This window comes from Enterococcus cecorum (assembly GCF_052119425.1).
Lineage (GTDB): Bacteria > Bacillota > Bacilli > Lactobacillales > Enterococcaceae > Enterococcus_E > Enterococcus_E cecorum_C.
The window spans coordinates 1-25036 of record NZ_JBQKFH010000028.1 but is presented as its reverse complement, the minus strand read 5'-3'; the positions used below and the strand labels follow the sequence as shown (position 1 = coordinate 25036).

Here is a 25036-nt window from a genome sequence, read left to right as displayed (position 1 = left end):
TCCATATCAAAAAAACATCTTGTTTTTAGTTTTTATTTATATCACAATGACTTGACGATTAACCATTCGGACAGTCGTTTTAAATGTATTTAAATCAACAATCATTGTTCGTCCGACATTTCCACCTACATGCTTAGCTACAATTGGGATATGCAGTTTATGCAACGCTTGCTCCACAGCTTCAATATTTCTTTGACCAACACTTAAAGAAGCATCTTCACTAAAACTAAACATACTTGCCCCACCGACAATCTTTGCTTTAAAGCGAAACATAGGGGTTGACGTTTGTTTTGAGAGTTCTTCAACCATAGCTGGTAATGCTAAATCTGCAAATTTGGCTATCTTTATTTGTGAATGTCCCACAAACTGACTGCTATCTGGTAACATAATATGACTCAATCCGCCAATTTTATTTCTTTCATCATAAATAATTGTCCCAATACAAGATCCTAATCCAACAGTCATAATTTGCTTAGGTGCTCTAGCAATCTTATAATCAGAAATCCCTACTTTTATATCATCATTCAGATTCGATAACATCGCTCTCACCTTCTGTTAAATCCTGCACCTGATCGAAATCTGTAGAACTAAACAAATAATTTAAGTCTAACAGCATAACGACTTCATCATCTAGCTTCAAGAATTTTTCAATATAACTTTGTTTTAAAGAAGAACGAATCAAATCCTGTTCATAGTTAGTTTCTTCTAAATAATAGATTCCTTTAATATCCTCTACAAATAAACCTAGTAAACGACCTTTCCATTGACAAAGAATTACTTTCGCATCTTCTTTATGATCACTATACTCTCTGAATAGTTTTTTCCTAATATCAATGATTGGAACCATAGATTCTTGATATTCATAAACACCTAATATATGTTCCTCAACTTCCGGAAGGTGGATAAAATTGCGAGCCTCAATCACACGATCTACATCCATTACTCGAATGGCAAATAGCTGCGAATGACTTTTAAATATTACATATTGTTCCATCTATACGCACCCTTTTCTAATTATTAGAGTTTGAAGCTATCCACTTGGAATTTTAGAATTGAAGCAATACTTTCAATTTCTTGAATACCACGTTCGAACTCATCAATTACTAGACTGAAGTTTTCTAAACTTGAGGTAGCTTCTTGTGATCCAGCAGAAGTTTCGCCAATTGAGCTTGATATATTACGAATAGCTTGTTGTACCATATCTTTTTTCTCGACAATACTATCCACTGCTGATTCAATAGATTGACTACTTTCAACGAACTGTTCTACAATTTGAGAGATTTCATTTGAAGTCGAAATGGCTTGATCTAAGACTTCTGTTTGTTGTTGACTTTTCGCATAAGAAGTAGTCATAGACTCTACCATTTGTTCTGATTTTTTACGAATCACTTCAATGATATCACGGATATTTTTAGTAGATTGATTACTTTGTTCAGCTAATGAACGAACCTCTTCAGCAACAATCGCAAAACCATGTCCTGCCTCACCTGCTCGTGCTGCTTCAATAGAGGCATTTAGCGCTAAAAGATTAGTTTGTTCAGAAATATCTTTAATAAGTTGAACAATTTTACCGATGTTTTGAATATCATGGTTCATATCAGTCATTTCATTTACCAATTGTGATTGAGTCTGATGTTCTTCAATCCAACTTTGATGAACCAATTGCATCGCTTGGGCATTTTTTACATTACTTGATTGTGAACGTTCAATATAGGTATTGATACGTTTAATCTCTTGGTTAATATCTTCAATTTGAGTAGATAACTCATTCATATCGTCGACTGTTTGAATCGCTTCAGTATTTTCAGCAATTGCTACATCTGCAATAGTATTCATTGATGTACGGATATTTTCGATAGAGGTTTTGGCCCCACTAGCAGTTGACTCAAGATTACTAACCATATCCTCCATATGTTTACTTTCTTCTTTCATGCCTACGATGACAGCCTTAAATGTATTCATAACTCCGATAAAGCCTGTACGCAGTGAATTCAAATTACGATCATTTGAAAATTCTTCACCTTGTTCTTCCAAATTAGAAAAATCGCCAGTTGCTACTTGATCAAATACATCTTGCAATTTTTTCATTGATGGATTTTTATCAGAAGTAGCGACAAGGTTGTAAGTAATCGAAATTGCCAAGTTGACCAAAATTGCAATAATAGCAAAAGTTAAAAATTTTCCACCCACTTCGTCAGCAAACGTAAAGTAGCCGATTCCAAAAATAACTATTGAGACAACAAGCGACACAACCGTATATAGGCTGAATGCTTTTAATAAAACAGAGCGAACATTTTTCATAATTAAACCCTTCTTCGTATACAATATTTTATCTGAATTAATGCTAAAAAATTAGCAAAAGATGAGTGCCCATCACACTAACTATTATTTTTTTCTTCACCTCCTGAAAAGAAAATCCAGATATTATTTATGTATTTTTCAAAAGTATTTCTATCAAAATATTTATCTATTTGAAAAGAAAATAATTTTTTCTGAAAAAACGCCATAAATAGCGATTCTGTGGGCAATTCTCCTTAATAATATCGGTAAAAAAGTAAATATTTTTAAGTCAAATTATAAAACATATATATCTTTTGGATCATTTATTGTCGAATAACCACCTGATTTATCATCGCGGATTAAATGTCCAAGAGATAATTCTAAAACACGTTTTTTTAGAGTATTTACCATCGTTGAATCATGAGTTGAAATTAAGACTGTCATCCCTTGATTATTCAACTTAAAAAATAATTTCATCATTTCAAAAGCTGTTTTAATATCCAAATTTGCAGTTGGTTCATCAGCTATTAACACAAATGGATGATTGATAATCGCCCGAGCTATAGCTATTCGTTTTTGTTGTCCAACTGACATTTCTTCTGGATAAGCATCTATATATGCATTCATTCCAACTTGTAATAGAACTTCCCGAATTCGATAATCACGATCATTTTTCTTAACGGATAATGCTTGTAAAGGAAAATCAAGATTTTGTCTTACAGTTTGTCGCGGTAAGAATAAATCCTCTTGTCCTACTATTCCAATCTGTCGTCGTAACTGATAAATTTGGTGATCCTTTAATCGATGAATAGGGGTATTCCCCATCAAAATTTTTCCTGTTGTTAGCTCTTCTTGGCGAGTTAATAGATTAAACAAAGTTGTTTTCCCTGAACCAGATGGCCCCACGACATAGACAAATTCTCCCTGGTTTATTTTAAAGGATACGTTTTGTAATGCTCTACAGCCATTTTTATACACTTTTCCAATATTCTCAACTTTAATCATCGAAACTCCCTACTTTAATCTGTAAAATGATTAATTGAATTCAGCATATCATCAGTTGCTTGTATTGCCTTCGCGTTTAATGAGAAGCTACGTTGCGTTACAATCATATCTGTCATTTCTTGAGCTAAATTTACATTCGATTGTTCGATATATCCTTGCATTATGTTTCCAAATAAGTTTGGATTTTGTATATTATTCGCTACTATAGCACCAGGACTTAACTGAAAAAGATTTTTACCTACTGCTGACAAGTCCGAATCTCGCGTTGGTAAAAATAAATTCACTCTACCTAGTTCGATTGTTTGATCATTGTTTCTTGTTGAAATGATTCCCTGACTATTAATACTAATTGCATTATTTGGCCAATTTTGACTTGGTATCGTGTAAGTGACATCTACGCGATAACCTTGTTGATTGACTAATTGATTCTGGCTATCTAAACGAAAAGCGCCATCTCTTGTTAAAAATTGGTTTCCTGCAGCATCGAATACTCTAAAAAAGCCATCCCCACTAATTGCCAAATCAGTAGGCAATCCCGTGCTTGCTAAACTTCCTTGGGTAAAATTAATAGCTTGTACATTAGTTTGTAACCCAGCGTTAAAGTCGATATTCTGTGGGTTATTAAGTTGTTCAACTTCTCGATTAGTAGTTGGGTTATTTAATAGTTCTCTAAAGCTCATTTCATTCGCTTTAAAGCCAACAGTATTAACGTTAGCAATATTATTAGCTGTATTATCTAGTGATTTTTGTAATTGAGTAAGTCCTGTTTTACTTATTGATAAAATGCTATTCATATTCATTAAGTTATCGCCTCGCTTTATACTCTACCTAATTCATTAACTGCTTTATTCAAAGTTTCATTCACTGTATTTAACGCTTTTTGGTTCGCTTCAAATTCTCGAGTTGTTTGAATCATTTTAACCATCTCATCAGCAACGTTAACATTAGAACCTTCTACATAACCTTGAACAACTGATGCATTATTAATGATTTGGCCAGCCTGATTACTTGTATAATAGGTATCTCCCATACTTACTAGGGCGTTTTCATCAGCAAAACTTGTGATTAAAAAATTAGGTGTTCGCCCCATCTCCAAAGTAATTGGTTGATTATTTGCGCCTAAAACTTGATAGCCTTCTTGAGTTACTAACTGATTTTGATTATTCAATTGGAAGTTACCATTTCGTGTATACGCCATTTGACCATTATTCATTCGTACGGTAAAGAAACCATTATCATTAACTGCAAAATCCGTTAAACGACCAGTATTTTTCAAGGCTCCGCGATTAGTATTTAAGTATGCGCCACTCAAACCATTACCAAATGTAAAATCACCAACTTGATGATATCTATCCATTTTAACGTCATCTTCATAATTATGTAATGGCACACCTTCTAATGTTTTTTGAAATAAATCCTTAGCCATATAGCCGCTAGTATTTGTATTGGCGATATTACTATTCAAATTTTCTTGACGTTTTTGTAATACATGAACACTTTTATAAATTGTATCTAATGAACGAATCATGCTAATTCCTCCTGTATACTCTCTCTTAATTTAATAATGATTTTGCCATGCAGTTGTGAAACACGAGCAATAGAAATATCTAACACTTCTGAGATTTCTTTTAATGTCAATTCTTCTTTATAATACAAACTTAAAATTAATTGATCACGCTCAGATAATATTGCAATTGCTTTTTCTAAAGCTCCTTGCTGTTCATCTTTTACAAGAATATCTAGAGCATTATTCATTGACTCATCTTGAATTGTGTCTTTAAGCTCAACACCATCATCTTCACTAGAAAACAACATTTCTTCCAATGAGACACTAGCTAAATAATGCAAACTATCATAGATATTTGCTAACTGTTGTTCATTGATGTTCAAATAATCGCAAATCTCTTTATCTGTTACTTCACGTTTCAAACTCTGTTGCAAATCATTACGAGCTTTATAAAAATCATTCACATTCTTCATCTTGTATCGCGAAATTTTTGAATTTTTACGCACTTCATCTAAAATAGCACCTTTGATTCTGATGATAGCATAACTTTCAAACGGAACTTTTTTAGAAGCATCATATTTTCTTAATGCGTCCATTAATCCAATAACCCCGATGTTTACCAAATCGCTTTTATCATAATCTGAGCTTTTCACGGAAATTCTACTAACCACTCGATCTACTAACGGCAAATATTTTAATATTTCTTCTTCACGCGTAGTCCCATACATCTAAATTCCCCCCACTACGAATTTTTGTTTCATCCTAAAACTCAATATTTCCCACAGTTTCAATCATAATTTCGTTTGGAATCTCATTTAACGATAACACAGCAATATCAGGAAAGTTAAACGCGATAATCTTCCGAAAGGCCAAGCGAATTTTAGGTGAAGCTAAGACAACATGGTCTACTTGATTTGCTAATAATTCATGATGTAAATTACCTAGTTTTTCCAACAATTGATTAACCATATCAGGTTTCAACACAGGAAATGAACCTGTAGCCGTTTTTTGAATACTTTGAGCAATCATATCTTCAATTTTCGGATGTACAACAATCACATTTAGCCGATGTTCTTCATCAGCATATTTATTAGCGATTGTTCTTTTAAGGGCTTGACGAACATATTCCGTTAGCATTTCCGTATCCTTGGTAACTAAACCATAGTCAGCCAATGTTTCCAAAATAGTTGCCAGGTCATTGATTGGAATTTTTTCATCCAATAAATTTTGTAATACTTTTTGTACTTCACCTAAACGCATAATATCTGGAATCAATTCGTCAATAACAACATTATTTTGATCTTTAATACCTTCAAGTAATTTTTTAACTTCTTGTCTGCCTAGCAATTCAGAAGCATGAGCATAAATGACTTCCTTCAAATGAGTCGTAATCACTGTTAATGGTTCGATAACCGTAAAGCCTTGAAGTTCAGCATTTTCTTTCTCAGCTTCATCAATCCACATAGCATCTAGATGGAAAGCAGGCTCTTTTGTCGCAATACCATGAAATGGTATCGGATCATCATTTTGGCTAATTACCATTACTTGATTTGGGTAAACATCCCCTTTTGCAATCTCATTTCCTCTAATCTTAATAGAGTAACAATTTGGTTCTAAATACAAATTATCACGAATCCGCACTGGACTAACTAGTATTCCCAATTCATGTGCGCTTTGTTTTCGAATAGCAACAATGCGGCTCATCAAACTATTATCAATAGAACTGTCTACTAATGGAATTAGCCCATAACCAATTTCCAAAGCGATTGGTTCCACTTGAAAAGAAGCAACAGAATCATCATCTTCTTGCTCTTGCTTTTTACGCTGAAGCTCTAATTTTCGTTGTTCTTCTTGACGTAGAGCTATTTCTTTTTCTTCTTGTTGTTTAATAACAAAACTTGCCCCCAATAATCCAAGTCCAATCAGTACAAAGGGAATAAATGGAAAACCTGGAACAAATGCCAATACAAACAAGATGACACTTACAATCCTAAATAAATTTGGATTTCTAGTTGCGTCTTGAAAAATATCCATTCCAAAAGTACTATCATTATCTGAACGGGTGACGATTACCCCTGATGCAATTGAAATTAATAAGGAAGGAATGGCACTCACTAAACCATCCCCGATAGAAAGTTTACCAAATTGAGATAAAGCTTCGGTAATACTTAAACTACCATTAACTGAGAAGATTATAGCCCCACCAATTAAATTAATTAATGTGATTAAAACACCAGCAATTGCATCTCCTTTAACAAACTTGCTGGCTCCGTCCATTGAACCATAAAAATCAGCTTCTCTTTGTAAATCTTTACGTCGAATTCTGGCTTGTTCTTCTGTAATTAATCCAGCATTTAAATCTGAATCAATTGCCATTTGCTTCCCTGGCATTGCATCTAACGTAAAACGAGCAGATACTTCAGAAACACGACCTGCACCTTTAGTCACTACCGCTAATTGCACAATCATAATGATGATAAATAAAATAATACCAACAATATAATTACTCCCTGTAACAACATTTGCAAAGGCATCTATGACATGTCCACCATTACCACGTGATAAAATCAAACGCGTGGAGGATAAATTCAAACTCAAGCGAAAAATAGTTGTAATTAAAAGTACTGTTGGAAAAGTTGAGAATTCCAATACATTTTTCGTAAATAAAGTAATTAACAAAATATTAATAGCAATGGTTAAATTTACTACGATTAATAAATCAAGTAAAAAAGCTGGTAAAGGAACAATAATCAAGCCAATTATTGCTACCACTAAAAAAGCAACGATGACATCTGTTCGATTGAGTACTTTCGTTTTTCGATTGGCCTCCATTAACATTCCTTCCTTTCTAAATTTCATTTCTCATATTCTAAATTTTATATTTTTTCTTTTCTTCAAGTTGATATACCAAAGCAATAATTTCTGCTACTGCTTCATACATTTCCACTGGAATATATTCTCCCACTTCAACTAAAGGATAAAGCGCTCGAGCAACTGGTTTATTTTCAATCATTGTTACATCATTTTTCTTGGCTTCTTCTTTAATTTTTTGAGCAAACTCATCTTGCCCTTTTGCTAATACAAAAGGCACAGCATCTTGATTGGTATCATATCTTAAGGCGATTGCTAAATGTGTCGGATTGGTAACGACCACCGTTGCCTCTTTAACTTTATTAATTGAATTACTAATGATTTCACGGTGTTTAGCTCGCCTTTTTGCTTTGACTTGCGGATCACCTTCAGACTGCTTAGTTTCCTCTTTAATTTCTTCCTTAGTCATCTTTAATCCTTGGATATGTTTATATCGTTGGTATATATAATCTAATATACTAATTACCAATAAAAATATAGAAACTTGTAATGTCCATGCTTTAGCAAACTCTAGTAAAAATCCCAGTCGCTTTATCGTACCTACATCACTAGAATTAAGAAGTTGTGGTAAGTAATCTTTTATTTTTACATATCCTAAATAGATTACAACACCAAGCTTTGCCAAATTCTTAGCTAAATTTACTAGAGAATTCATACCAAACATGTTTTTAAAGCCGTTAATTGGATTAATTTTGGAAAATTTAGGCTGTAAAACTTTACTAGTAAATAGCAGTCCTACCTGAATAAAATTTCCTACTAAACCAATTGCTAAACTAATAGCCAAAAAGGGAATAACAATTAAAAAGAATAAATAAACACTTTGCCCCAACAATTTATTTAAACCATGGATTTGTTCATCAAATAAATACAAATCTTCAAAAAATCTAGTCATATATGGAATTAATTGGCTAGCTACTCTTTGCCAAAGCGGAATCAATAAGCTTGAAAATACAAATAGGGAAATTGCGGCAACTAAGTCTGGGCTTTTTGGAATTTGTCCATCTTTTCTGGCATCTTCTAACCTTTTGGCCGTGGGCTGTTCTGTTTTGCCATCCTTATCTGCCATAACAATTTCACTCCTTTTTGATATATTTCTATTTATTTCATAGTATTTAAAAACTCACTCATATAAATTATCATATTTGGTATTTGTTTAAGTAAAAAACTTACCAAATTCGGTAATAAGAGCATGAACACAATAAATGCAAAGATTGACTTAACGGATAATCCCATAACTAATACATTAATCTGTGGAATAGAACGTGAGATAACACCTAAAACAATATCTATTAATAGCGCAGATAATACCAAAGGAGCAGCTAAATTAAATCCCATTTCAATTGTCATAGATACTAAATGGGTTAAGCCATCCACACCATTGCCCCCCAGTGTCGCTTGGGTAAGTCCTACAATTTTGAAACTGTTAATTAACCCCTGTAACATCATCAGATGAAGATTTGTTATGAACATTAATGCCGTTCCCATCCAATAATAAATCTTCCCAAATTGTGACATCATGATTTGAAATTGAGAATCGTATGCCTGAGCCATTGAAAATCCCACTTGAAAATCAATCAAATGTCCGGCAATTTCAAAACCTGCAAAAATCAATTGACAAATATAGCCTAGAGCCAATCCAAGTAGTGTCTCCTTTACACAAAACAAACCCAAAACAAACAAATCATAAGACTGCCCTAGAGTTGGAACGGTTGGTAGCACACCTGTAGTAATTGCGAATGACACTACAATTTTAGCCAAAATAGGAAAACCTCGTTGTGAGAAAAAAGGTGCTACCACAATAAAAGAAAAAACACGAATAAATATTAATAAAACTGTTTGAATAATTACATCTGACATATTTACAGCCCTGCTATCAACCGAAAAATATACTTTGTAAAATTCAATAATACGTTAATCATAAAATTTCCACCAATAATAATGGTTAAAAAGATAGCCACTAGTTTTGGCACAAAAGTCAATGTTTGTTCTTGAATTTGCGTAGTTGCTTGAAAAATACTGATTATTAATCCAATTGCCATCGAAATTAGTAATGGCGGACCAGCAATTAACAAGATACGAATAAATGATTCACGCATAATATCAATAACTAGTTGAACATTCATGCTCATCCTCCTCTGTTACTCTCAGTTGATTCACTATTCTTAGTTAAAACTTCTAACCAAGGATTCAACGATTAGATACCACCCATCGACTAATACAAACAGTAACAATTTAAATGGTAATGAAATCATCATTGGCGAAAGCATGAACATCCCCATAGACATCAGAATACTTGAAACAACCATATCGATAATCAAAAATGGAATAAAAATTAAAAATCCTATACTGAAAGCAGTTCTCAACTCACTGATAACAAAAGCTGGTGTAATTACTGTAATTGGAACATCTTTATAACTTTTATACTCTTTTTTTTCATCTGATAAGTCGACAAAAAGTTGTAAATCTTTTTCTTTTGTCTGTTTATACATAAACTCTTTCATTCGATCTTCAGCTCGTTCAAATGCTTGAGCTTGTGTTATCTCATTATGTTGATAAGGTTTTAAAGCCTCGTTATTAATATCTGTATAAACAGGTTTCATCACAAAGAAGGTCAAAAATAAAGCCAAGCCAATAATAACCTGATTAGGTGGTACTTGTTGTGTACCTAAGGCATTTCTGGTGAAAGATAGGACCATAACAATTCTCGTAAAGGAAGTTGTCATAATCATTAAAATAGGAACAATAGACAATAAAGTTAATAAGACAAACGTATTAATTGTTTGATTATCATTACCTGTATTTAGCAGTCCATTTACCGTATCTTGAATTTCTTTTGTATCAACTGCGTAAACATCTTTTGTAACAAAAAATGCTAATACACAAAAGCATGAGAGCAACACAAAGATAAGCTTTTTATTTTTTCTCATTATTGGTTGCATCCTTTCTCTTTTGTAAGCTATTTATTTCTTTATTAAGCAATTTTCGAAATTCTTTTGGTAATTGGCTTTGTTTCAGCGCTTGCTCTTTTTGAAATGCTTTTAATGATTGTATTTCATCTAAAGTTAATTCCTTGATAATTTGATTTTGGTTTTCTGAGATACTCATCACATAGTATCTATCAAACATCTTTACAATCGCAATTGAGGAAGATTTACTCACCGAGATTCTCTGAATCACTTGTAAAATACTATTTTCAGGATTCATTTGCTTATTTAAGAATTTAAGCGCCTGAACTACCAAGTATAGAATTACTATTAAAAATACAACCATTTTAATGATTGGAAAGATTAAATCCATGTTTTTCTCCTATTGAATGACAAAATCTGTGATATAGACTTGTCGCACGATATCTTTTCCATAATTATTGTTAATCGCTAGCTTCAATTCTTTTTTCAAATTAGTGACAGATTCCGTTGATCCTAAAATGTCTTCTGCATTTTTTTGACGGAGTAAATTGACACATGCATCACGAACTACCGCGACATTCTGTGTAACTTCTTCACTTGTCTTTTTATCATCAACTAATATCGAAATCGTAATTTTCATATATTGTTGATTACCAGATTTATCTTTGGCTAAGTTTACTAAAAATTCGTTCAAAGGGACAATTGTCTGTCCTTCTTCAATTTTACCATCTTGTTTGGCAACTTTGACTTCTTGTTTTGGGGCGATAAATTGGTTCATGATTACCATCCCAGCTACACTACCAACAACCGCCAATACAAGCATAATTGGCAACAGAAGTAAAGGATTTAAATTTCCTTTTTCCTTCTTTTCTTTCTTGTCTTTTTTGCCTTTCTTCTTTTGATTTTCTTCCACGATTACCCTTCCTCACTTTCTAACTTCAATACATTTGCAACTTGACTTAGTGTTTGTTGACGATATGAAATAATAAGATTAACTACATCTTTAGCAGATTCTCTGACTATCAAACTTTTTCCGTCTACTAAAGTAATTGTTGTGTCTGGAACTTCTTCCATTCGATAAATTAAGTCAGGGTTCAAATAAAATATTTTCCCATTAAAGCTAGTTAATTCAATCATTGAATACTCCTATTAACGTTTCAAGTTAATCAATTCTTGTAACATTTCATCTGAGGTTGTAATACTTCTAGAGTTAGCTTGATACGCACGATTTGCGATAATCATATCTGTAAACTCAGTTGCTAAATCCACATTTGACATTTCTAAAAATCCAGAACTTAATTGGCCTGTTCCACGATCACCAATACTTGTAACCATTGGATCACCAGAGTTGTTTGAAGAAATATAGTTGTTATTTCCTACTTTTTCTAAACCCTCAGGATTATTAAATGCGGCTACTTTTAATTTACCCATTACATATACAGTGTTACCATATTTTGCAGTTATCAAACCATTTTGGTCAATAGTCATTGCGCTATATTGAGCGCCATTTTGTTCCGCGGGAATTTGAATAGGTTTTAATGCATCCATTTGAATATCACCAAATTTCGCGTTTTGATCAAAGTCATCTGTATATTCTACTGGGCTAGCTAATGTTTGAGCCAATAATTTCATCCCGTTACTATTAACAATATTTCCAGCACTATCGCGAACAAAAGCGCCATCACGAGTAAAATATGTAGTAGCATTCGCATCTGCTCCAGCACCGCGAACCATGAAATAACCAGGTCCTGACAAATAATAATCCATGCTTCGGCCGGTTGTTTGTGGTGCACCAACTGCTGTATTGACATCGATTGCACCTGTCTGAACCCCTAAACCGATTTGTCGTGCATTTGTTCCTCCTAAGCCATTACCTGGAGCAGAAGCCTTTGCAGTCGTTTGGCTCATTACATCTTGAAATAACACACGGCTAGATTTAAAGCCAGTTGTATTAACATTGGCAATGTTATTAGCTACTACGTCCATTTTGTTTTGTAAGTTTTTCATTCCACTTACGCCTGAATAAAGTGATCTTAACATAATTCATTTCTCCTTTTATTACGCATTTTTAACTTCTTTAACACTTTCACTTGGATATTCATGTTGGTCTATTAATAATTTAGGATGTCCATCAATAATTTTAACCTTATCGACTTTTCCTGTTACTTCTTGTCCATTATCATCCAATGTCACTACTTTACCAATTAAGCTAAACGCTTGTTGCTGTTGTTGCAATTTTAAGGTTGAATCTAAACTTTTTCCAAGCGTTTGTAACTGTTGCAGTGAAGTAAATTCAACAAATTGACTAATGTAATCAGTTCCTTGATTACCTGATGAAGATTCTCCACCTGATAGAGCTGGATTACTCATTGAAGCAGCTAGTATTTTCAAAAAATCATCCATTGAAATTTCTGATGGGTTATTCTTTTGATTTTGGCTTGCAACAGTTGTCATTGTATTTATTTGAGTTAAATCATTTATCGGCATGTTACTCCCCCTTTTTATGCCAAGATGCTTATTGTACTATTAATCTGCTTATCTTTTATCTCTTCTTCTAATTTTTCAACTTTTTCTTGAGCCTTAAACGTATTTTTAAACTTTTGGCTTTGTTGTGTATAGTTTTGTTGAAATCCCTGTTGAGAAAATTGATGATTTAGCGATTGAAATGGACTTTGAACATGCTCTAATTGAACTTGAGTATTCGTTTTATTATGAACATTTTGATTTAAAAATTGTTGCTTTTCTAAAACTTGTTCAAATTTATTAGTGAAATTTTCCATTAATTTTAGTGTTTGCTGACTATCTGTATGAATTTCTAACTGCACCTTACTTTCCGTTATTTTAATAGAAATCTCTAGCTTTCCTAAATTTTCAGGTGACAATTCAATAGTCACTTGCTGCATACTCGGATTTTTCGCTTCTTGTACCTTTTCGACTAGATTAGAAGCTAGTTTTTGCGGCAATTCTTGAATATTATCAACACTAATTTTTTCACTCATATTTCCGTTCAACGATTTCATATTATCAGTCGATACAAGAGAAACTAGGACATTCACTTCCGATATACTTAGTATTTGTGATTCATTAGACACTGATATTTTCTCTGTAGATATTTTATTTTTTTCTTCAGATGCGCCTTCACGAGTAAATAGAATATTATTTCTCTGTATTGCATCAGTTGATTGTTCATCTACTTTTTGAAAACGAGTAGTAGTCGTACTATTTACAAAATAATCTAATTCATCTTTTTGCAAGACTGGTAAATGCAAATTAAGTTGATTTGATTCAACAAACATCTCTTTTAAAAGCGGATAGTCGTCGGAATTCATTACTTTTTCAGAAAAAACTCTAAATAATTCTGGACTTCCATTTATCATTTGAACAAGTTGGGAAATTAAATCATCTTGTTCAATGGATTTTGTATTGAATTGTGAAACTAACTCAGTTAAAATAATTTGACTATCACTATTAAGCTGATAATTAGTAGTAAAACCTTCTTTATCAAGTCCGAATTCAGAGAAAAAGTGCATAAATTGTTCAACTAAATCCTTTTCAAACTTACTTTCTACTTGCGTTATCTCACCAGATGCTTTCGATTCATCTTTTGACACAAATTGTCCCGTTGTACTGTCATTATTTGCTAGTGAGTGAGCTAGTGTTTGTAAAAATATTCCTACGTCAACAATTGGTTGGTTATCTATTCCGTTTTTTTTATTTTCTGTAATACCGAAAGTTTTTGTATTGATGGACTGAATCATCTTACCCCTCCTTACAAAGCGCTAGCAATACGACGAGATCCCATTTCATCAAGCATCTTTTGTTCTTCTTGCTTTATAGTGTGTTCATACTCTGCTAATTGCTTTTCTTTTAACTTTTCTAAGATTTTTCGTTCTTTTTGAGCATCAATATACTTGTCCAGTGCCTCTTGTAAAAGCTGTCTTTGCGCAATTAATTCATGATGAGTATCAGTCATCTGTCTTTCTAAAGCAAGCAAATACCATTGCTGAATCTGCATACGGTTTACACTATCTTCTCTAATTTCCAACAGATCTTGTTTTTCTTTCATTAGGCCCTGCATACGCTCTTCTTTTTCATTTAATATTCGCTGGCAATTTGCGTATTCTCGCTTTGCTTCTAATTCAATTTGCCATCGATAATCTAATAATTTAGCCAATGAAAATTCAAACCTCTTCATGCTTTCATTCCCCCACTAATGAACTTTGTTAACTTTATTAATTTCGAGCTACTGAAATATCGCTAAATAGAGCATGTAACTTTCCTACTGTTTGATCATATTCTGAAAATTCATCTACCTTTTGCTTTAAAAAGTTATCAATTGGATGATGTAATGAAATAGCGTAATCAATTACTGCATTAGACCCGTGCTTATATGCGCCAATATCAATTAAATCCTTGCTTTCTTGATATGTTGCCAAATTTTCTTTTAATTCACCTGCACGTTTATATTGCTCATCTGGCACTAAAGACTTCATTAAACGACTCAAACTATTTTGAACATCTATTGCTGGATAATGGTTTTGAGAGGCAATCTTTCTAGAAAGTAAGATATGCCCATCCAATATTCCTCGAACAGCATCTGCAATTGGTTCATTCATATCATCACCTTCAACCAATACGGTATAAAATGCTGTGACTGAACCCTTATTTGACATTCCGCTTCTCTCTAATAATTTAGGTAAAGCAGTAAAAACTGAAGGTGTGTATCCTTTAGTCGTAGGTGGCTCACCTATAGATAAACCAATTTCTCGTTGGGCCATTGCAAATCTAGTAACTGAATCCATCATAAGTACGACTCTTTTTCCTTGATCTCGAAAATATTCTGCAATAGCGGTTGCCACATGTGCCCCTTTTAAACGAACTAAAGGTGGCGAATCAGAAGTTGCACATACTACGACTGATTTTTTGTATCCTTCTTCTCCTAAATCATTTTCTATAAATTCCTTTACCTCGCGTCCACGCTCTCCGATAAGGCCTATAACAATCACATCAGCATCACAATATCTAGCAATCATCCCAAGTAATGTACTTTTACCAACACCACTTCCGGCAAATATTCCCATTCGTTGTCCTTCACCAACCGTCATTAATCCATCAATTGCTCGGATACCTGTTCTCATTACATTTGCGATTGGCTTACGTTGAAATGGATCTGGCGAGTCTTGAGATACTGGATATTCTTGAGTTTTGGAAAATACTTTACCGTCAATTGGCCTTCCTAATCCGTCAAGTGTAGACCCCAACATTTCTTCACTAATTTTTACCATTAATGTCTGTCCTGTTGCTCTTACTAAACAACCTGGGCCAATACCTGCAAGTTCTCCTAGTGGCATCAGTAGCACCGTATTTTTTACGAAACCAACGACTTCACTCATCGCTATCGTATTTAAATTTTTTACATAAATTTCGCAAATTTCACCAACGAAAGCGTCTAAACCATCTACCTTGATAATTAACCCTACCACTTCACTCACTTTTCCATAAATGGTATACAGTCGCTTCGTCTTCGTTACTAAATCCAATTTATCTTTTCGAAAATGAAAATCCATTTTAATCACTTAATTTCTCTCAAATTTTTAAGTACCTGATTTAATTCTTTTTCTACATCTACTTCAATTTTCTGATTTTCAGATTCAATAGCTATCTGACCAACCGAAAGTGAAGCATCCTTTAGTAATAAATATCTAATATTCAAAATTTCTTGTTTCATCTTTTGCAATCGTTCATCCAAATGTTCAAAATGTTTTGGATGAGCATGTACAGTAATTAATTGATCTGGTTCTTCTAGACTCAGAAGAATAGGACTTAATAGATTACTAATTTTTTCTGGTGTTTGTTCCAGAGTGTCCATCAATAATTTTTCTGCTAATCGAACACTTGTCTCAAGTAAATCTTCTTCTACTTCTTGAACGTATTGATTACGCTTTTCGATAGTTTCTTGATAACTATTTTTGGCTTCTTGTAACATTTCTTTAGTTTCATCTAAAGACTGTTGAAAACCATGTTGATAACCTTCTTGAAACCCAGCTTGGTATCCTTCGTTGTGTCCAGCTAACTGGCCTTGTTCGTAAGCCTCATTAAAAGCTTGATTTTTAATCTTTTCGGCTTCTTGCATTGCCTCTTGGAGAATTCTAAATTTTTCTTCTTCAATTTTAGCCATTTCATATTCATATTGTGATTGAGCACGAGATATTTGTTTGGAATGATGCAATTCATTGACTTGTTCGTTTGTGGGAACTTGAGTTGTAATAATTTTGGTCGTGTTCTTAGAAATTGTAGACACAGATTTGTATAAACTACTATTTAACAACGTCATCTTGTTCTCCCCTTGTGATATAAATTTCTCCTTCTTCATCTAAGCGACGAATGATAGATACAACTTTTTGTTGTGCTTCCTCAACCGCTGACAAACGAGTAGGACCCATAAATTGCATTTCTTCTTGGATATTTTCGACTGCACGTGAAGATAAGTTAGAGAAAATAAATTCTTTAATATCATCTCCTGTGCCTTTAAGCGCCAATACCAATACATTGTTGTCCACAAAACGCAATACTTTTTGAACGTCGAGTTTGTCCAAAGTGATAATATCGTCGAAAGTGAACAGACTGGATTTGACTTCGCTGGATAATTCTGGCTGACGTTTGTCCAAATCGGCCAAAATATTTTTCTCTGTACTCCGTCCCACTGAATTTAGAATTTCTACTAATGTATGAACACCACCAGCAGCTTCCGTATTATTTTCCACAAAATTAGAGAATTTGTTTTCAATGACCTTTTCAATTCGTTTAATCGTATTTGGTGAAGTATTTGCAATCATCCCGATTCTCTCAGCAATTTCCACTTGCATTTGTGGAGGAAAATTAGATAGAATCTTTGCAGCCTTATCTGGTTGCACATAACACATAATTAGTGCAATTGTTTGAGGATGTTCATTTAATAATAGATTAATTAGTTGTTGCGTATCTGCCTTACGTGCAATATTAAAAGGCCGCTCACGTAACTGAATCTGAGATAATACATCTATTACTTCCTTGGCTCTTTGTGGACCTAACGCCTGATTTAACAAATTTTTAGCATAATCAAATCCGCCATCAATGACATATTTTTGGGCAATTGAAGTCTCTAAGAATTCATTCAAAATACTGTCGCGGTCTTCTGGTGTAACTGTCTCAATATTTGCAATCTCATAACTTACCTTCCTAATGACTGATTCTGGAAGGAGCTTCATAACTTTTGATGAAATATCTGACCCTAAGGAAATTAGGAGTATCGCTGCTTTTTTCACGCCATCCATAGTCTCAGTCACTTTAAAACCCTCTCTTCATCATTTTTGTTTCGTCCATGCTTTAATTAAATCTGCAACTGCTTGTGGATCATGTTCAGCATATTTTGTTGCTTTTTCATTACGTTTATCTTTTGTTTTGATTAACTCTTCTAAATCTTCCACATTGAAATCATCAGAACTAATGTCAATAATTGAACCTGTAGCCTTCGGAGTTTCTTGGACTTCTTGCTCTTCTTCATCCATACTAATATCGACATCATAATCTTCTTCCTCTTGTTTTCTACGACGTCTTCTCGCAAAGAACAGTACTAAACCGATGATTAGCAATATGATAAAAATGCTTAATCCCGCACCAACGTAAATGAATGTGCGTTTCTTAGCTAAATCTGTTAATTGATCGGTGATTTTATCACTATCTCCTTGCGTTGCTTTAAAGTCCATTCCCTGAACAGAAATAACATCCCCACGATCTTCATCAAATCCAATAGCCGAAGAAACAAGAACACGTACTTCTCTTTGAACATTATTAGATAAATTACCATCGATAACCACTGAAGTTGTTAGACGTTTCACACTTCCTGGTGCATTAACCACTGTCGTAGTCTCTGTGTTTAATTCATTGTTGACCGTTCTAGAATAACTATTATTCTCACCGTCACCAGTATTTCCAGTAACATTACTTACATTATCGGTAACTGTATTTGTTTGGGCATTTTGGATATTTTCTCCCGAACCAGAAGCTTGTACATTTTCACTTCTAATTTTTGGATCAGCATATTTAACTGTTTTTCTCTCAATTGCATCAAAATCTAAATCGGCGTTAATAGAAACATTTACTTTCCCTGCACCATATATAGGTTCTAACAATTTTAAAATTTTATTTTGCAACTGTTGTTCATATTGTTGTTGCATATCTAATGAATGTTGACTAATTCCAGAACTACTCACTGATGACTTGCTACCGTCAGCCAATACATTTCCTTTACTATCTACTACCTTTACATTCTCGCTTGATAAATTTTTTACAGATGCAGTTGTCAGAGCCACAATTCCCTGAACAGCTTCTTGAGAAATAGAACTTCCTTTTAAAGTTAAAACAACCGAAGCAGAAGAATTATCCTTTTGATCCTTAAAAACACCTTCATCAGGCAAAACCAAGATAACTTTTGCTTTTTGTACGTCACTTAACGATGATATTGACCGCTGTAATTCACCCGTTAACGCACGTTGATACATAATCTTTCTGTCTTCATCAGTAGTCATCATGCCCGCTTGGTCAAACAACTCAAATCCAGTTGAACTATCAGGTAGCTTATTATCAACGGCCAAAGAAATCCGATATTCATCAATCTTACTCTGATCAATTAGTATAGTTTTTCCACCATCTTGTAATTTATAATTGATATTTTTTGACTTCAAGTCTGCAGTTATAGTTCCAGCATCTGCTTCTGATAAATCAGCAAAAAGCACTCCATAACTGACTTTATTCATTAAATATAAAGAAACACCGAGTACAATCAAAACACTAATGCTACCTAAAATAATTGCTCTTTTGAGCAATGTCGACAGATTCGACCAGCTTGTTTTGATGCGCTCGATGACTTCTTGAAAACGACTAGCCACTAAAAAACCTCCCCAAAAGTTCAACTAACTAGATTTGCATATTTTTTATTTCATTGTATGCTTCTAAGCACTTATTTCTAACTTGCACAGCTGTTTGCAGCGACAGTTGTGCTTCTGTCATTTTTATCATGACCTGTCCTAAATCACTTTGATCTCCCGTAATCATTTGCTTAGTAGCTTCATTCATGGTATTCATATTTTGATTTAGCGTTTCAATTGCTTTACCTAAATAATCACCAAATGTTTCATGATTCACTTCGTCTACTGATTCTAATGCCGAAGCATTATTTAAATTCACACCCTGCGCTTCTCTCAGTTGTGTCTGATAATTCATCAAATTTTGTAATTGACCTATTCCATCCATTCTCTTATCCTCGATTATTCTATATTATTAATTCTTCGAAATTTCTAAAGCCTTCTTCAAAATTCCTTTATTCATTTCTACTGCTGCTGCATTAGCTTGATATGTTCTTAACGCTTGAATCATATCCACCATTTCATCGGCAATATTTACATTACTCATCTCTACATAGCCATTTTCATCAGCTGCAGGGTTGGTTGGGTCGTAACTTAGCTTAGGTGTTTCATCTTCAACGATACGATCTACTTGTACCCCAAAACTATGTGGACGTTCATTTGCTAATCTTCCATCCATTAATGTTTCACGATAACTTTTAACATTTTCAGAAAATTCTATTTGCTTTTTTCGATAAGCTGGACTATCTATTGTTGCATTTGTATTCACATTTGCAATATTTGTAGAAATTGTATCTAACTTCAACCTTTCTAAAGATAATCCAGTTGCATTTATATTCAGACCATTAAAAATAGACATAACTATCCCTCCTCATTAATCCTTAATTATTACTCAATACATAGTTCAGCATTTGATAACGACCATTTAATTGAGCAGTCAAGGCACTATAATAGAGTGAATTTGTTGATTGATTCAACATTTCAACTTCTAAATCTACGTTATTCCCGTTTTCTTTTAATGAAGTATCTCGGCTAGTTATGACTTTAGTTTGTAAATTATTTGTATTTAAATGATTAACATGAGTTGTGTTTAATGACAAAGTTTCTCCGTTTAACGCATTTTTAAGATAGCTTTCAAACTCTACCCTTTTTGCTTTGTAGTTAGGTGTATTGATATTTGCAATGTTACTCGCAGTCAACTCTGCTCTTTGTGAAGAAACATTCAATGCAGACCGAAGCAAAGAATATGTGTCCATTTGTAACCCCCCTTTTACAAAATGTATGCATATAAGTGAATTATGGTGTATTTCGATGTATTTATGACTAAATATATAAATATTTATGTTTACATACAATATAATGTATATTTACAAATAATACAATATTTTTTTTGAAAAACAGTCACAATTTATTTAAAGTATGTTTAAAATAAGGATGAAAAAAGTGTTTCAAACAGTTGTTATTATCAAATTATTTCAAAATAACTTTTTAAATATACAATTAATTCTTATATCATTTAATCTAAATACTATATTTAAACACATTTCAATAAATAACTAATCTTAATTAAATTAACATTTTTATTAACTATTAATAAACAATAATTTATTTTAATATGCAAACAATGAAAATATTAACTTTACATACCTTAATTTTTTTTCTTATAAACCGATAAGAAATTTTACCCCCCTCTTAACAGCTACTATTTGCCAGAGAGGAAACAAATAATGAACCAACAACAAACATTAAGTTTAAAACGTATTATCATCTTTAGTTTTTTAGTCATTACATTTATACCACTTGGCATTTTGACTATTTCAAGTTACCTTACTCACCTACACACAATTAATTCGCTAAAAGATGAGCAACAAGCTAGTACTGCAAAAACCGCCACGAAAATAGGTGAAGCTTTCTTAGATGAGCAAATAAAAGATCTAGATCAAACATTTTATACAAAAAAATTAGCTTTTTTATCAAACGAAAAGGAAATCCAAGAAGCATTAAATAAACAAAATGAGTATGCCAACCAATTACAAAAAATCAGCTATATTTCAGATACTCATTTTATCTGTACATTCAGTCCTAATACTAGGCAGAAAAATCAAAATCAAGATTTATTAAAAAAATTACCAATTAATCATTATCAATTAACTAGTGACAATTACAATTCTACAGTATATATTAGCAAAGCATTTCAAGATGTTACTGGACAAAAAATTGTTTTACAAAAACAAATTTCCACACACACTTTAAAAAATTACCTAAAAACACTTAACAGCAATTTAGCAAAACAAATTGTACTATACGATTTTAATGGTGAGGTTCTCAGCGAAAGTAAGTAAGTTAAATTTAGTACAAATATGGGGCAGATTAATCAAATTGCTACTTTTGACCAAAATAGTGGACAATTAAATGCAGAAAAAAATAAAAAATACGGTGAAGTATATTACGAAAAATCCACAAGATATCCCATTTTTTCTGTTGTATATACAAACACCAGCACTATTGCTCAATTTTTTGAAAATCAGTACAAACAAGTCATCGCGCTTTCACTGATTACCCTAGTGATTATCCTACTCTTAGCACTTTTCGCTTCTAAAATGATTGAACAAGCTCTTAATAAAATGAAAAATTCATTTATCGAAGCTAGTCATGGGCAATTTGAAATAACAGATAACAAAAAGAAATTTGAATTTTGGGAACTCTTCACAAAACAGTTACATTTGAACAACCAGGTTAGTGAAATCAGCGAATTTTCTGATGCTTATCATTATATGCTAGCTGAATTTGCATGTTTTCATAGTGATATAACACAACAAATCAATGAATTAAATGTCAAATTTGAAGATTCTCAGTTTACTCTTGATGAATTTAATCAAGCTATTGATGAAATCGTCTACCATATCTATCAAGAAAAACACCGTATCTTGCATGAACAAAACATGCTATATAACAATGAAATCGATAATACAAATGTAAATACCTTTAATAACTTATCCATTGAAGATATCGAAAAAGAAAAGGACTTTATGGAGTACTTCACACAAAAATATCCTGACTTTTTTGAAAAAATAGAATTATTACATGAAGCAAAAGATATGTATACTATTGAAATGTCTAAAATTTATGAATCTTTTGTTCGAATGTATATCTCCTTGCATGAATTTAACGAAAATCAGTTAGGTAAAAAATAAAAAAATATTTTTTATTAGCTTAATATTACTTAAGATTAAGCCGATAATACTAGTGGTTGTTTTAAATTTAGAAAAGGGGAGAATTCATGAATAAGAAAAAAAAAGTAACTTTACGATTTATCTTAATTAGTGGATTTTTAGCAACTGCACTGATACCAACAGTTTGTATCACGCTGTCAAATACTTTACAATCCACAAAGTCAATTCGCCAAGAACAATTGGAGATGGAAAAAAATGTAGCTAACTCTGTTTTAACAACACGTGATTCTATCCAAGAAGACATTGAACATGTTGTATTAAATGCAGCAGAACTCGTTAAAAACAATTCAGACAGAGACTTGACTACATATAATCAGCTTCTAGCAGAAATCAAAACTGGAAATAGTAGTATTATCACGATTGGCTTTTATCAACAAAGCAAAAATCAATATTATACAACATCACCGGTTTCTGAGGGATATGACGCAACGACTAGACCTTGGTACAATTCAGCCCTAAATAATGAAGGTAAGGTCATATGGTCAGATCCATACGAAGATACGAATACTAAAGAATATGTAGTTACAGCATCCTATGCAACTAAAGATGCTACTGGTCAACTCATCGTTTTTTGTATCGATGTTTCCTTCAAAGATATTCAAAAAATGGTGGATGTATTGGCTAAAAATACAGATGGAGATATTACTTTTGTAGCTAAAAATGGTGTAGTTGTTGCTGATGCAGATAAAGAGGAGATTGGTAAACCGTATCCTAAAAGTGATCTTTTACAAAAAATTGTTCAAAGTAACAAACATAAAGGAACACTTGATATCAGAGATAAAAACATTGATACTGCCTTTTTTAGCGATGGCGGAAAAGAAAGTAATACTTTAGTTATTACAACCACCAATCCAAAAACTATCAAAAGTCAAGTATTCAAACAATTCCTTTCAGCTTTAATTATTATCATATTGATTTTATTAATTATTTTAGCTTATGTGTTTGTTTTGATTCGCTACATACTTACAGTAATGGATTACTTCAACCAAGCATTTGATGAGTTTTCAAATGGTCGATTAAAGAAAATCGAAAAAATGGTTAAAGGAGAAGGTTTCTTCCAAAAACGTGCTCATTCATTCATGAGTGCAGATAAAGAAGGAAACGAGTTCCAAGTATTATCATTCAAATATGATCAAATGGTCGATTCAGTAGGTAACTTACTAAATCAAGCAAAAATACAAGCTAATGAAGTAGCTAATCGATCAGATGCTTTACTAGAGCTTTCACGTCAATCAACTCAAGCAACGGAAGAAGTAGCAGATACCATTACAGGAATCGCTCAGGTTACAGGCTCTCAAGCACAAGATACTGAAAATAGTGTTAGCCAAATGAATCAACTTTCCGATATTGTAAATACCTTAACTCAAAGCGTTCATCAAATGAGCTCTCAAGCAGATGAAACAACCAAAGTAAATGAACAAAGTATGGAATTAATGAATAATGTCCATATGAGCTGGCAAGAAGAAATGCAACAAATGCAAGATTTGATGAGTAGTATGGAAAAAATGGACCAAAGTATTCAAGATATCACTTCTATTATCCAAGTGATTAATGAAATTTCTTATCAAACAAACCTATTGGCACTAAATGCATCCATTGAAGCAGCACGTGCAGGTGAATCAGGAAAAGGATTCGCGGTCGTAGCTACTGAAGTTAGAAATCTAGCTGGACAAAGTAAAGAATCAACTAAAGAAATTGAAACGATTATCCAACAAATCCAAGGACAATCTCAGGATATGGTTCGTCAAACAATGGAATCCTTACAAGGTGGAGAAAGTCAAACTGAACTAATCAATCAAGCTATTTCTTCATCAAATGAAGTCTTTAACTATAATCAGGCATTATTACAAAGCATCGAGCAGATCGAACAAGCTTCTAATATATTAGAACGCATTCAAAAAGTTGTTTTAGAAAATTTAGAAACAATTTCTGCCTCGACTCAAGAAAATGCAGCAGGTACTCAAGAAGTCTCTGCTAACGCCGAAGAAGTATTAGCAACAATGGAAGAATTTACATCTAACGTAGATAATTTACGTCAAGCCGCTAATACTTTACGTGAACAAGCCAACTATTTTAAAATTGACTGATAGATTGGAATTAAATTCGCTACATGCTTCCCCCGTTTGCATGTAGCGGATTTTTTTATTTCAAAAAAACCAACCTCCAAAGTCAGAACGAAAATCTAACAACGGAAATTGGTATGCTCATCTTTATTACTCCATCGTAAGCGCCCAATAACGAGGTATATTGAAAATCTCCAAAGTCACTCGACGCTGGAGATTCTTTTTTTTATTTACAATTTGCTTGTACAGTTTCTGACCATGGCAAATA

Annotated in this window: 29 protein-coding genes; 3 read left to right on the top strand and 26 right to left on the bottom strand. The window is 33.0% G+C overall.

Annotation, left to right across the window (positions count from 1 at the left end):
- Positions 1-36: 36 nt before the first annotated feature.
- The 26 genes from ACTQZM_RS08160 to flgB all read right to left on the bottom strand — a co-directional run bounded on the left by ACTQZM_RS08160 (position 37) and on the right by flgB (position 20728).
- Entirely contained in the window at positions 37-540 is a 504-nt protein-coding gene (locus ACTQZM_RS08160) for a chemotaxis protein CheD (protein WP_113783611.1), read from the bottom strand.
- Positions 521-994, bottom strand: a complete 474-nt coding sequence (locus ACTQZM_RS08155) for a chemotaxis protein CheW (RefSeq protein WP_248624016.1) — start codon at positions 992-994, stop codon at positions 521-523. Before ACTQZM_RS08155 ends, ACTQZM_RS08160 begins: the two co-directional genes overlap by 20 nt.
- A 23-nt stretch (positions 995-1017) precedes the next feature.
- Positions 1018-2301 carry a methyl-accepting chemotaxis protein gene (locus ACTQZM_RS08150; protein ID WP_349276783.1) on the bottom strand — a complete coding sequence of 428 codons (1284 nt, stop codon included), beginning with the start codon at positions 2299-2301 and terminating at the stop codon, positions 1018-1020.
- Between the two features lie 273 nt (positions 2302-2574).
- A complete protein-coding gene (locus ACTQZM_RS08145) occupies positions 2575-3285 on the bottom strand; it encodes a cell division ATP-binding protein FtsE (RefSeq protein ID WP_248624014.1) in 711 nt (236 codons plus the stop codon).
- A gap of 14 nt (positions 3286-3299) precedes the next feature.
- Positions 3300-4085: a flagellar hook-basal body protein gene (locus tag ACTQZM_RS08140; protein ID WP_441653443.1), complete on the bottom strand. Its 786-nt coding sequence runs from the start codon at positions 4083-4085 to the stop codon at positions 3300-3302.
- Positions 4086-4102: 17 nt separating this feature from the next.
- Positions 4103-4813, bottom strand: a complete 711-nt coding sequence (locus ACTQZM_RS08135) for a flagellar hook-basal body protein (protein WP_441653442.1) — start codon at positions 4811-4813, stop codon at positions 4103-4105.
- A complete protein-coding gene (locus ACTQZM_RS08130) occupies positions 4810-5520 on the bottom strand; it encodes a sigma-70 family RNA polymerase sigma factor (protein ID WP_441653441.1) in 711 nt (236 codons plus the stop codon). Before ACTQZM_RS08130 ends, ACTQZM_RS08135 begins: the two co-directional genes overlap by 4 nt.
- A 34-nt stretch (positions 5521-5554) precedes the next feature.
- Positions 5555-7624 carry a flagellar biosynthesis protein FlhA gene (gene flhA, locus ACTQZM_RS08125; RefSeq protein WP_113783604.1) on the bottom strand — a complete coding sequence of 690 codons (2070 nt, stop codon included), beginning with the start codon at positions 7622-7624 and terminating at the stop codon, positions 5555-5557.
- 37 nt (positions 7625-7661) lie between these two features.
- Entirely contained in the window at positions 7662-8729 is a 1068-nt protein-coding gene (gene flhB / locus ACTQZM_RS08120; protein ID WP_441653440.1) for a flagellar biosynthesis protein FlhB, read from the bottom strand.
- A 32-nt stretch (positions 8730-8761) separates the two neighbouring features.
- Positions 8762-9520: a flagellar biosynthetic protein FliR gene (locus ACTQZM_RS08115; RefSeq protein ID WP_349276792.1), complete on the bottom strand. Its 759-nt coding sequence runs from the start codon at positions 9518-9520 to the stop codon at positions 8762-8764.
- A gap of 2 nt (positions 9521-9522) precedes the next feature.
- Positions 9523-9786 carry a flagellar biosynthesis protein FliQ gene (gene fliQ, locus ACTQZM_RS08110; protein WP_113783601.1) on the bottom strand — a complete coding sequence of 88 codons (264 nt, stop codon included), beginning with the start codon at positions 9784-9786 and terminating at the stop codon, positions 9523-9525.
- A gap of 39 nt (positions 9787-9825) precedes the next feature.
- Positions 9826-10590: a flagellar type III secretion system pore protein FliP gene (gene fliP, locus ACTQZM_RS08105; protein ID WP_113783600.1), complete on the bottom strand. Its 765-nt coding sequence runs from the start codon at positions 10588-10590 to the stop codon at positions 9826-9828.
- Complete coding sequence (locus tag ACTQZM_RS08100; protein ID WP_113783599.1) at positions 10577-10960, bottom strand: flagellar biosynthetic protein FliO; 384 nt, start codon at positions 10958-10960, stop codon at positions 10577-10579. The genes fliP and ACTQZM_RS08100 overlap by 14 nt, the downstream gene beginning before the upstream one ends.
- A 9-nt stretch (positions 10961-10969) precedes the next feature.
- Positions 10970-11482, bottom strand: a complete 513-nt coding sequence (locus ACTQZM_RS08095; protein WP_441653439.1) for a flagellar basal body-associated FliL family protein — start codon at positions 11480-11482, stop codon at positions 10970-10972.
- A gap of 2 nt (positions 11483-11484) precedes the next feature.
- The gene (locus ACTQZM_RS08090) at positions 11485-11706 is read right to left on the bottom strand and encodes a flagellar FlbD family protein (RefSeq protein WP_113783597.1); all 222 of its coding nucleotides are present in this window, start codon (positions 11704-11706) and stop codon (positions 11485-11487) included.
- A 12-nt stretch (positions 11707-11718) separates the two neighbouring features.
- Positions 11719-12609, bottom strand: coding sequence for a flagellar hook-basal body complex protein (locus ACTQZM_RS08085; protein ID WP_441653438.1), 891 nt, complete (start codon positions 12607-12609; stop codon positions 11719-11721).
- Positions 12610-12627: 18 nt separating this feature from the next.
- A complete protein-coding gene (locus tag ACTQZM_RS08080) occupies positions 12628-13056 on the bottom strand; it encodes a flagellar hook capping FlgD N-terminal domain-containing protein (RefSeq protein WP_113783595.1) in 429 nt (142 codons plus the stop codon).
- A 14-nt stretch (positions 13057-13070) separates the two neighbouring features.
- A complete protein-coding gene (locus ACTQZM_RS08075) occupies positions 13071-14327 on the bottom strand; it encodes a flagellar hook-length control protein FliK (RefSeq protein WP_349276802.1) in 1257 nt (418 codons plus the stop codon).
- 11 nt (positions 14328-14338) lie between these two features.
- A complete protein-coding gene (locus tag ACTQZM_RS08070) occupies positions 14339-14743 on the bottom strand; it encodes a flagellar export protein FliJ (protein WP_441653437.1) in 405 nt (134 codons plus the stop codon).
- A 58-nt stretch (positions 14744-14801) separates the two neighbouring features.
- Entirely contained in the window at positions 14802-16136 is a 1335-nt protein-coding gene (fliI, locus tag ACTQZM_RS08065) for a flagellar protein export ATPase FliI (protein ID WP_113783925.1), read from the bottom strand.
- Positions 16137-16141: 5 nt separating this feature from the next.
- Positions 16142-16903 carry a FliH/SctL family protein gene (locus tag ACTQZM_RS08060; RefSeq protein ID WP_441653436.1) on the bottom strand — a complete coding sequence of 254 codons (762 nt, stop codon included), beginning with the start codon at positions 16901-16903 and terminating at the stop codon, positions 16142-16144.
- On the bottom strand, positions 16887-17882 hold the full coding sequence (fliG, locus tag ACTQZM_RS08055) for a flagellar motor switch protein FliG (protein ID WP_441653446.1): 996 nt from the start codon (positions 17880-17882) through the stop codon (positions 16887-16889). Before fliG ends, ACTQZM_RS08060 begins: the two co-directional genes overlap by 17 nt.
- Before the next feature lie 30 nt (positions 17883-17912).
- Positions 17913-19496 (bottom strand): flagellar M-ring protein FliF, encoded by a 1584-nt coding sequence (fliF, locus tag ACTQZM_RS08050; RefSeq protein ID WP_441653435.1) that lies wholly within the window; start codon positions 19494-19496, stop codon positions 17913-17915.
- Positions 19497-19524: 28 nt separating this feature from the next.
- Positions 19525-19860, bottom strand: coding sequence for a flagellar hook-basal body complex protein FliE (fliE, locus tag ACTQZM_RS08045; protein WP_113783590.1), 336 nt, complete (start codon positions 19858-19860; stop codon positions 19525-19527).
- Between the two features lie 27 nt (positions 19861-19887).
- On the bottom strand, positions 19888-20331 hold the full coding sequence (gene flgC, locus ACTQZM_RS08040) for a flagellar basal body rod protein FlgC (RefSeq protein ID WP_113783589.1): 444 nt from the start codon (positions 20329-20331) through the stop codon (positions 19888-19890).
- A 22-nt stretch (positions 20332-20353) separates the two neighbouring features.
- Entirely contained in the window at positions 20354-20728 is a 375-nt protein-coding gene (gene flgB / locus ACTQZM_RS08035) for a flagellar basal body rod protein FlgB (protein WP_441653434.1), read from the bottom strand.
- Between the two features lie 471 nt (positions 20729-21199).
- On the opposite strand from flgB, the gene ACTQZM_RS08030 reads away from it, so the two are divergent.
- The 3 genes from ACTQZM_RS08030 (at position 21200) to ACTQZM_RS08020 (ending at position 24792) form a co-directional block, all read left to right on the top strand.
- Entirely contained in the window at positions 21200-21814 is a 615-nt protein-coding gene (locus ACTQZM_RS08030; RefSeq protein ID WP_441653433.1) for a hypothetical protein, read from the top strand.
- Positions 21815-21832: 18 nt separating this feature from the next.
- Positions 21833-22666, top strand: a complete 834-nt coding sequence (locus tag ACTQZM_RS08025) for a hypothetical protein (RefSeq protein ID WP_441653432.1) — start codon at positions 21833-21835, stop codon at positions 22664-22666.
- A gap of 86 nt (positions 22667-22752) precedes the next feature.
- Positions 22753-24792, top strand: coding sequence for a methyl-accepting chemotaxis protein (locus ACTQZM_RS08020; protein ID WP_441653431.1), 2040 nt, complete (start codon positions 22753-22755; stop codon positions 24790-24792).
- Positions 24793-25036 lie beyond the last annotated feature (244 nt).

Coding starts and splice junctions, on each gene's coding strand:
- ACTQZM_RS08150 (WP_349276783.1), bottom strand. CDS start 2,301: ATGAAAAATGTTCGCTCTGTTTTATTAAAAGCATTCAGCCTATATACG.
- flhA (WP_113783604.1), bottom strand. CDS start 7,624: ATGGAGGCCAATCGAAAAACGAAAGTACTCAATCGAACAGATGTCATC.
- ACTQZM_RS08080 (WP_113783595.1), bottom strand. CDS start 13,056: ATGCCGATAAATGATTTAACTCAAATAAATACAATGACAACTGTTGCA.
- fliP (WP_113783600.1), bottom strand. CDS start 10,590: ATGAGAAAAAATAAAAAGCTTATCTTTGTGTTGCTCTCATGCTTTTGT.
- ACTQZM_RS08115 (WP_349276792.1), bottom strand. CDS start 9,520: ATGTCAGATGTAATTATTCAAACAGTTTTATTAATATTTATTCGTGTT.
- ACTQZM_RS08135 (WP_441653442.1), bottom strand. CDS start 4,813: ATGATTCGTTCATTAGATACAATTTATAAAAGTGTTCATGTATTACAA.
- flgC (WP_113783589.1), bottom strand. CDS start 20,331: ATGTCTATTTTTAATGGTCTGAATATAAATGCAACTGGATTATCTTTA.
- ACTQZM_RS08025 (WP_441653432.1), top strand. CDS start 21,833: ATGGGGCAGATTAATCAAATTGCTACTTTTGACCAAAATAGTGGACAA.
- ACTQZM_RS08075 (WP_349276802.1), bottom strand. CDS start 14,327: ATGATTCAGTCCATCAATACAAAAACTTTCGGTATTACAGAAAATAAA.
- ACTQZM_RS08160 (WP_113783611.1), bottom strand. CDS start 540: ATGTTATCGAATCTGAATGATGATATAAAAGTAGGGATTTCTGATTAT.
- ACTQZM_RS08060 (WP_441653436.1), bottom strand. CDS start 16,903: ATGACGTTGTTAAATAGTAGTTTATACAAATCTGTGTCTACAATTTCT.
- ACTQZM_RS08155 (WP_248624016.1), bottom strand. CDS start 994: ATGGAACAATATGTAATATTTAAAAGTCATTCGCAGCTATTTGCCATT.
- fliI (WP_113783925.1), bottom strand. CDS start 16,136: ATGGATTTTCATTTTCGAAAAGATAAATTGGATTTAGTAACGAAGACG.
- fliE (WP_113783590.1), bottom strand. CDS start 19,860: ATGGATGGAATAGGTCAATTACAAAATTTGATGAATTATCAGACACAA.
- fliG (WP_441653446.1), bottom strand. CDS start 17,882: ATGGATGGCGTGAAAAAAGCAGCGATACTCCTAATTTCCTTAGGGTCA.
- ACTQZM_RS08100 (WP_113783599.1), bottom strand. CDS start 10,960: ATGGATTTAATCTTTCCAATCATTAAAATGGTTGTATTTTTAATAGTA.
- fliQ (WP_113783601.1), bottom strand. CDS start 9,786: ATGAATGTTCAACTAGTTATTGATATTATGCGTGAATCATTTATTCGT.
- ACTQZM_RS08085 (WP_441653438.1), bottom strand. CDS start 12,609: ATGTTAAGATCACTTTATTCAGGCGTAAGTGGAATGAAAAACTTACAA.
- ACTQZM_RS08090 (WP_113783597.1), bottom strand. CDS start 11,706: ATGATTGAATTAACTAGCTTTAATGGGAAAATATTTTATTTGAACCCT.
- ACTQZM_RS08145 (WP_248624014.1), bottom strand. CDS start 3,285: ATGATTAAAGTTGAGAATATTGGAAAAGTGTATAAAAATGGCTGTAGA.
- ACTQZM_RS08030 (WP_441653433.1), top strand. CDS start 21,200: ATGAACCAACAACAAACATTAAGTTTAAAACGTATTATCATCTTTAGT.
- ACTQZM_RS08140 (WP_441653443.1), bottom strand. CDS start 4,085: ATGAATATGAATAGCATTTTATCAATAAGTAAAACAGGACTTACTCAA.
- ACTQZM_RS08130 (WP_441653441.1), bottom strand. CDS start 5,520: ATGTATGGGACTACGCGTGAAGAAGAAATATTAAAATATTTGCCGTTA.
- flgB (WP_441653434.1), bottom strand. CDS start 20,728: ATGGACACATATTCTTTGCTTCGGTCTGCATTGAATGTTTCTTCACAA.
- flhB (WP_441653440.1), bottom strand. CDS start 8,729: ATGGCAGATAAGGATGGCAAAACAGAACAGCCCACGGCCAAAAGGTTA.
- ACTQZM_RS08020 (WP_441653431.1), top strand. CDS start 22,753: ATGAATAAGAAAAAAAAAGTAACTTTACGATTTATCTTAATTAGTGGA.